This window comes from Natronorubrum sulfidifaciens JCM 14089 (genome assembly GCF_000337735.1).
Taxonomy (GTDB): Archaea; Halobacteriota; Halobacteria; order Halobacteriales; family Natrialbaceae; genus Natronorubrum; species Natronorubrum sulfidifaciens.
The window spans coordinates 454,745-461,211 of the sequence record NZ_AOHX01000026.1; the positions used below are offsets into that span (position 1 = coordinate 454,745).

General features: G+C 61.6%; 5 protein-coding genes and 2 tRNA genes. 6 read left to right on the forward strand and 1 reads right to left on the reverse strand.

Annotation, left to right across the window (positions count from 1 at the left end):
• Position 1 precedes the first annotated feature (1 nt).
• Entirely contained in the window at positions 2-1,024 is a 1,023-nt protein-coding gene (locus tag C495_RS05440; protein WP_008160749.1) for a histone deacetylase family protein, read from the forward strand.
• Positions 1,025-1,070: 46 nt separating this feature from the next.
• Here C495_RS05440 and cca read toward each other — a convergent pair whose 3' ends face one another.
• The gene (cca, locus tag C495_RS05445; protein ID WP_008160751.1) at positions 1,071-2,474 is read right to left on the reverse strand and encodes a CCA tRNA nucleotidyltransferase; all 1,404 of its coding nucleotides are present in this window, start codon (positions 2,472-2,474) and stop codon (positions 1,071-1,073) included.
• A 95-nt stretch (positions 2,475-2,569) separates the two neighbouring features.
• Between cca and C495_RS05450 the strand changes: the two genes are divergently transcribed.
• The 5 genes from C495_RS05450 (at position 2,570) to C495_RS05470 (ending at position 5,603) form a co-directional block, all read left to right on the forward strand.
• A tRNA-Asn gene (locus C495_RS05450) sits at positions 2,570-2,642 on the forward strand.
• Positions 2,643-2,806: 164 nt separating this feature from the next.
• Positions 2,807-3,271: a group I intron-associated PD-(D/E)XK endonuclease gene (locus tag C495_RS05455; protein WP_008160752.1), complete on the forward strand. Its 465-nt coding sequence runs from the start codon at positions 2,807-2,809 to the stop codon at positions 3,269-3,271.
• Between the two features lie 174 nt (positions 3,272-3,445).
• Entirely contained in the window at positions 3,446-4,708 is a 1,263-nt protein-coding gene (locus C495_RS05460) for a CobW family GTP-binding protein (RefSeq protein WP_049890166.1), read from the forward strand.
• An 82-nt stretch (positions 4,709-4,790) separates the two neighbouring features.
• Positions 4,791-5,384 (forward strand): MogA/MoaB family molybdenum cofactor biosynthesis protein, encoded by a 594-nt coding sequence (locus tag C495_RS05465; RefSeq protein WP_008160755.1) that lies wholly within the window; start codon positions 4,791-4,793, stop codon positions 5,382-5,384.
• Positions 5,385-5,495: 111 nt separating this feature from the next.
• Positions 5,496-5,603: transfer RNA gene (locus C495_RS05470), tRNA-Ile, on the forward strand.
• The last annotated feature ends 864 nt before the right edge of the window (positions 5,604-6,467 follow it).

Here is a 6,467-nt window from a genome sequence, read left to right on the forward strand (position 1 = left end):
GATGCAGTTTGGTTACAGCGAGATCTGTCTCGCACATGATCCCGGTTCGCGCCACCCCGAGACGCCGGACCGGCTACGAGCGATCCGAGAGCGTCTGAAACGAAAACACGGCGTCGAGTACGTCGAGGCCGACCCATGCGACATAGAAACGATGGCGACCGTCCACGAACGGGCGTACCTCGAGTCCGTCGAGCAGTTCTGTGCTGACGGCGGCGGGAACTGGGACCCCGACACGACTGCCGTCGAGGAGACCTGGGATGCGGTTCGCCACAGCGCGGGGCTCGCCTGCTGGGCTGTCGACGCGGCACTCGAGGGCGACAGTGGCCGGGAGACGCCGTTTTCGATCGGCCGACCGCCGGGTCACCACGCCGTCTACGACGACGCGATGGGCTTTTGTTTCGTCAACAACGTCGCCGTCGCGGCCCAGCATGCCCTCGATGCCGACGAGCACGACGTCGATCGCGTCGCAATCGTCGACTGGGACGTCCACCACGGGAACGGAACGCAAGATATCTTCTATGATCGTGATGACGTCTTCTTCGTTTCGATCCACGAACAGGGGCTCTACCCCGGCACCGGGGCCATCGACGAAACCGGTGAGGGCGCTGGCGACGGGACGACGATGAACGTCCCGATGCCCGCCGGCACGGACGACCAAGACTACCTGTCGGCGGTCGAAGGACCGGTCGTCAGCGCACTCTCAGCGTTCGACCCCGACTGTCTGCTGATCAGCGCCGGCTTCGACGCCCATCGTCACGATCCGATCTCACGGATTCGACTCTCGACGGAGGCGTATGCCCTCATGACCGACCGACTGCGAACACTCGCCGACGACGTCGACGCCGCACTCGCCTTTGTGCTCGAGGGTGGGTACGGACTCGATGTCCTCGCTGATAGCGTCGCGATCGTCCACGAGACCTTTGATGGCCGCGAACCGATCGAGCCCGACTCGGGCTGTAGTGAGAAAGCCGAGTCGACTCTCGAGGACGTGGCAGACGAACACGGACTCGAGTTCGGCGGCTAACGACCGTTTTCTACGTTTACTCGCGCTGTGTGGCGTGCCTATCGAATCAGGGACGAGGGTCGAAATACAGCGAGAGCGGTTCCGCGAACTCCTCGAGTAGCGTCGTGATCTCCTCGCCGAGTAAGACCGTGTACTCGTCTTCGAGCGCCGTCTCGACATGGGCACCGAGGCCGACATCGAAGAGTCGATCGCTCTCGAGGAACGCACGCGCCGTGGTAAACTCCCGTGGTCGTTCGGTGACGTATCGGCCGTCTTCGATGAATGGACCATACGCCTCGGGCTCGTCGGCGTAGGCCTCGTAGAATCCATCGGCATGATTTCGCACGTGGACCGGTGGACCGTCGTGGCGCTCGATAGCCGGCCGCTCGCTGACGGCGAGTTCGACGAGGACCGCTGCCGTCTCGTCGGCCACCGCTGTCGCCCGAAAGACATCGAAGCCGCGGTCGTCGAGTCCCGTCGTGATCCCATCGAGGGATTTCTCGAGCTGTGGATAGAGCTGGTCGTCGACGAGGTCCGGCGCGTCGAATCGGATGGCGACAGGAGTCGTGCCGCGGCGCTCGATGTGGTTGCGGAGTTCGACGTCCGTGAGAGGAGTCGGCTCGTCGGGGTCGAACAGGTCGACCTGTGGCGCGTCGAGGAATCGGCGGGCGTAGTGTTGGAAGCGCGCGACGTTTTCGGCCGAACAGACGGCGGCGACGTTGCGTTCGGGATCGGTCGGGTCGATGACGACGAGCGGGTCGTCGAACGTCGCTCGTGCGTGTTCTTCGGGATCGAGTTCGACCGGCGGTTGCCAGTCAGCTGCGGCCTCGAGCAGCGGCTGGAAGCCGCCGTACTCACAGACGAGCAGTTCGGTGAGATAGCCGCTGAACCCCCGTGTCCGGAGATCGCTGCCGTACGCACCGATCCCTTTCAGGAACTGTTTCGTGAGTCGAACGTCCGCAGCGAGGTCGTCGTCTAAGCGTTGCTCGAGATACTGCGTGTGAAACGGCGTCCGGTCGACGGCCGATCGGATCTCGGTTGCCGATTCGAGGCGAAAACAGGGGACGACGTCGATATCGAACCCGTCGACGGTGCCTTTGACGTAAGGGTGCTCGGCGTACTCCTCGTGGCCCTCGGGCAGCGTTTCGTGGCCGACCTCGAGGCCGTATCGCTCGAGGTCCTCGCGGTCGACCGTCGGGGGAAAGCGAACGAAGATGTCGATGTCACGGTCGCCGCTGATCCAAGTGTCTCTGGCCGTCGAGCCGACTTGCAAGACATCGGCGTCCGGACAGCGTTCTCTCGCCGTGTTCTCGGCGCGGGTGGCAAGTCTCGTTGCGACATCACGGAGGCGTGCTCGCTCCGCTGCGTCCGGTTCGATGCGGTCGGAGACTGCGTTGACGACCGACTCGACATCATCGTCGGCCGTCGCCACAGCGTCGTACTCCTCATCTGCAGCTTCCTCCTCGCTCATTGATCGACGATACTCGAGCAGTGCGTGAAAGGGTGTCGAACACGGTGCAGGGAAAACGAAAGCCCTATCAAATACACCCGGCTACTTGGAGATAAGCCGAAGTAGCTCAGATGGTAGAGCACCTCGCTGTTAACGAGGTTGTCCCAGGTTCGAGTCCTGGCTTCGGCGTCCAACGGTTTTCCGCGGAATCTTCGAACTGACTGGAACGAGTCGTGTTCCGGTCTCGCCGCTTTCCAAGCGCTCGACTTCTAAGAGCGAGGGCGCTGTACGGATACCGGAAACACAGCGACACGAGACGGACGTTTATACCGGAAGCCGCAGCGAATTTCGGTATGCTCGACCGCACGACCTGCTACGAAAATCTCGAGGAACCACAGAAACGCGGCCACGCCACCGAAGCGATCATCCAATCGGCGTTCGTGTTGCGCGACGTTCCGGTCCTCGTCCCGACCTACGGTACTGACGCGTACGATCTTGTCGTCGAAGTCGGCGGCCAGTTCCATCGCCTCGAGTGCAAGACCGCCTATCGATCCGGTGCGGGGACGGTCGCGTTCGAAACCGTTAGCAACCATCACCGACGGGACGACTACGGGGGCTGTGGATACAACGGGCGGGCGGCGTATTTTGCGGTCTACGATCCAGTCAACGACAATCGGTACCTGATCCCTGTTTCTGAGGGGACGGGCGAGCGGATGGAACTCCGCTTTCGAGAGACCGCTGCCGACGGCACCCCCACGATCGACCGGGCCGAGGAGTATCTGCTCGATGATCGACTCGAGGACCTTCGTCGGTCCTGACGGCCACGCAGGTGTCCGGTCGCTGTTCGACCACTTTCGTGCGGTCCCACCGAGTCGGTTGTCCTGCTCGATGAGTGACCGTCGACCGATCGAGAACCGATCGACGACTGGGTGACACGCGTCGATCCGTTCGAACCGGAAGAACGACGTGAACTCGCGCCTGCAAACGAGTACATGAGCGTTCCGGTCACCATCCTCTGTGGCGAACTCGGCGCTGGCAAGACGACGCTGCTATCGCGGCTCCTCGAGGAAGACGAGCGCGAGATCGCCGTGCTCGTCAACGATGTCGGCGCGGTCAACGTCGACGCGGACCTCGTCGAAGCCCGAACCGATCTGACGACCGGCGAGGAGGTCCTCGCCCTCGAGAACGGCTGTATCTGCTGTAGTCTCGGCGGTGAGCTCTCACGGTCGGTCATCCAACTCTGGAAGGAACACGAGTTCGAGTATCTGGTCGTCGAAGCCTCCGGCGTTGGCGAACCCGAACCGATCGCCCGCCAGTTCGTCCGCGGACCCGCGGGCGGACCGTACGATCTCGACGCCGTTGTCACCGTCGTCGATGCCCGACGGTTTTACGATCGGTTCGGAGACAGCACTGCCGCAGCGCCGCCGGCCCAACAGGGCACAGACGAGACCGGCAGCCGTCCGCTGGGCGACCTGCTACTCGAGCAAATCGAGTTCTGCGATCTGCTCGTTGTGAACAAATGCGACCTCGTCTCCGAGGAGGAGCGCGAGCGGGTCGTGGCGCTGCTCGAGACCCTACAGCCCCGCGCCGACATCGTGACGACCGAGTACGGCGATGTCGACCCCACGATGCTGCTCGACAGCGGTCGGTTCGACCTTGAGGCAGCATCCGACGCAGCCGGCTGGAAGCAAGCGATCGAAGCCGACGCAGCGCTCGAGGTATCCCACACTGACGACCACAAGACCCCTGTCGATGAGCACGACCACAGTGACGGCCACGATCACGGCGGCCACGTCCACCCACCGGAACGCTACGGCATCGAAGTCGACACCTACCATCGGCGACGCCCCTTCCACCCCGAGCGCTTTCTGGCCGTCCTCGCCGATCTGCCGGCCGGCCTCGTGCGCGCGAAGGGACTGTGTTGGATCGCCGGCCGCGAGCGCCAGGCGATTACGATGAGCTACGCCGGCACGGAAACGAGCCTCGAGGTCACCGGTCGCTGGATCGCCAGCCTCTCGGCTGACCGGCAGGCGGCGTTCCGCGACACCCAGCCGGACCTCTCGTGGGACGAGGAGTGGGGTGACCGCGAGACACGACTCGCACTTATCGGTCGAAACCTGTCGATGGACGAGCTCACGGCTCGACTCGATGACTGTTTGTTGACCGACGCCGAGATGGATGCCGACTGGTCTGTCTTCGAGAACCCCGCCCCGACGGGAATGGGTGACACGACGACGGTTTCGAGCGTCGAATAACCGTCGCTCGAGTCGACTGCTGGCTCGCTGGAATGCTGCCGCGAGGGGAGAGATTATCGCCTTCCAGCATGGATGTCACAGTATGACAGCCGAGAGAGACGATCGAAGAACGACGGACGATCACGGCCACGACATCATCAACCCGCTGTACGTCGCCATCGTGACGGTCTCGAGTTCGCGCGCGCAGGCAGCCGAGACGGACCCGGACGACTCGGGCGGCGACACCATTCAGGCGTGTTTCGAAGCTGAAGGCCACGAGGTACGCGAACGAGTGCTCGTTCGGGACGACTACTCGGCGATCCGCACGGCGGTTCGTGGCCTAGTCGCGCGTCGAGAGATCGACATCGTACTCACCACCGGCGGCACGGGCGTCACCGCAGACGACGTCTCACCGGAGGCAACGCAGTCGCTGTTCGAGCGCGAGTTGCCCGGTTTCGGTGAACTGTTCCGGTCACTGTCGTGGGACGAAGTCGGTACTCGAGCGATGGCTTCGCGTGCAACGGCAGGCATCGCCGTCGACACGCCGGTGTTCTGTCTCCCAGGAAGTACGAACGCCTGCCAAACCGCCTGTGAGAAGCTCATTGTCCCTGAAGCCCCACACCTCGCCGGACTTGCGACACGCCATCGACAAGCCGGGACTGATCAGTCGCTGTCGGACTACCAGTCCGACGAGTAACACCACGACACGCGTCCCTCGAGTGCGCCTGCGAGTTGTGTTGCTATCGACCTGTCGCTCGAACAGGACAGCAACGGTTAACTACGGCGCGCGTTTTGCCTCGAATAGAACGGGCCCTTAGCTCAGTCTGGTTAGAGCGCTCGGCTCATAACACGACTGCACCATGCTGCGGTTGTGTGAGACACCGAGTGGTCGATGGTTCGAATCCGTCAGGGCCCATCCGCAAAAAACTCGTTCTGTGGCCGATCACTATTCGGCTGCAAACCAACGACTGAACCACTCGAGACCACTGCTCTCGGTTTCGGAAACGGGAGCTTCTGAACCGGAGCCGAACCAGTCACTGGCCCCTGGTCGCTGCCTACTTTTGATTTTCGCATCCGAAACGGGGTGGTCGGCGTGACGGTTGCACCCTGGCCGTCGGTCGATCCCTCGAGGTGGCGCCATCTGGGTCCACATCAAGACCGGTTTTGCCGTCTTGTCGATACCGATCATAACTGAACTCAGCGACGGCGAGTCGGTTGTACGACGTCTGAGCCACATGCGATAGTAACAACTGCTATAGTAGCCACTGACCGTCACTGCACACCAGCTCGCACGACAGCTGTGTGGTCTGTGTGTCACTCGTTTCAGTTGTTACCATAGGGACTGTTGTCCCGATTTTCTGCTGATAGCCAGCACGGACCGGCGATCGGCGGTCACTGACGACAGCAAGCCCTATGAAACGATGTGCACACTAGTCGCATAACTGCCGTGCTATCAGGTGTATATTAACGTGCAGTGGCTACTATCGCTCTCACAAATCAGCTCCGGGTTTCTCTCTATTCGATATTTCTGTCGTGAATTCCTCGAGTGAACGTCTGTTGTCTCGAGAGTAATGGTACAGATATTCCAGAAATACCTTTTGAGTTAGACGATATTCCAGTTTATACACTCGCTTGGTACTGACTATCTTCGAAGTTGTGGTTCGAAGGCCTTATGTATGAACCGGGGATTATCGATATAATACGCAGAAGATGAGGACTCCACACCTGCGGTCCGCCGTATAGATGGGGTCTGATGTTAGCCTTGGTAGAAGATGTCGAG

What these genes read in the sequence shown, in the direction of transcription:
- C495_RS05440 (WP_008160749.1), top strand. Translation starts at nt 2, where the DNA reads ATGCAGTTTGGTTACAGCGAGATCTGTCTCGCACATGATCCCGGTTCG.
- cca (WP_008160751.1), bottom strand. Translation starts at nt 2,474, where the DNA reads ATGAGCGAGGAGGAAGCTGCAGATGAGGAGTACGACGCTGTGGCGACG.
- C495_RS05455 (WP_008160752.1), top strand. Translation starts at nt 2,807, where the DNA reads ATGCTCGACCGCACGACCTGCTACGAAAATCTCGAGGAACCACAGAAA.
- C495_RS05460 (WP_049890166.1), top strand. Translation starts at nt 3,446, where the DNA reads ATGAGCGTTCCGGTCACCATCCTCTGTGGCGAACTCGGCGCTGGCAAG.
- C495_RS05465 (WP_008160755.1), top strand. Translation starts at nt 4,791, where the DNA reads ATGACAGCCGAGAGAGACGATCGAAGAACGACGGACGATCACGGCCAC.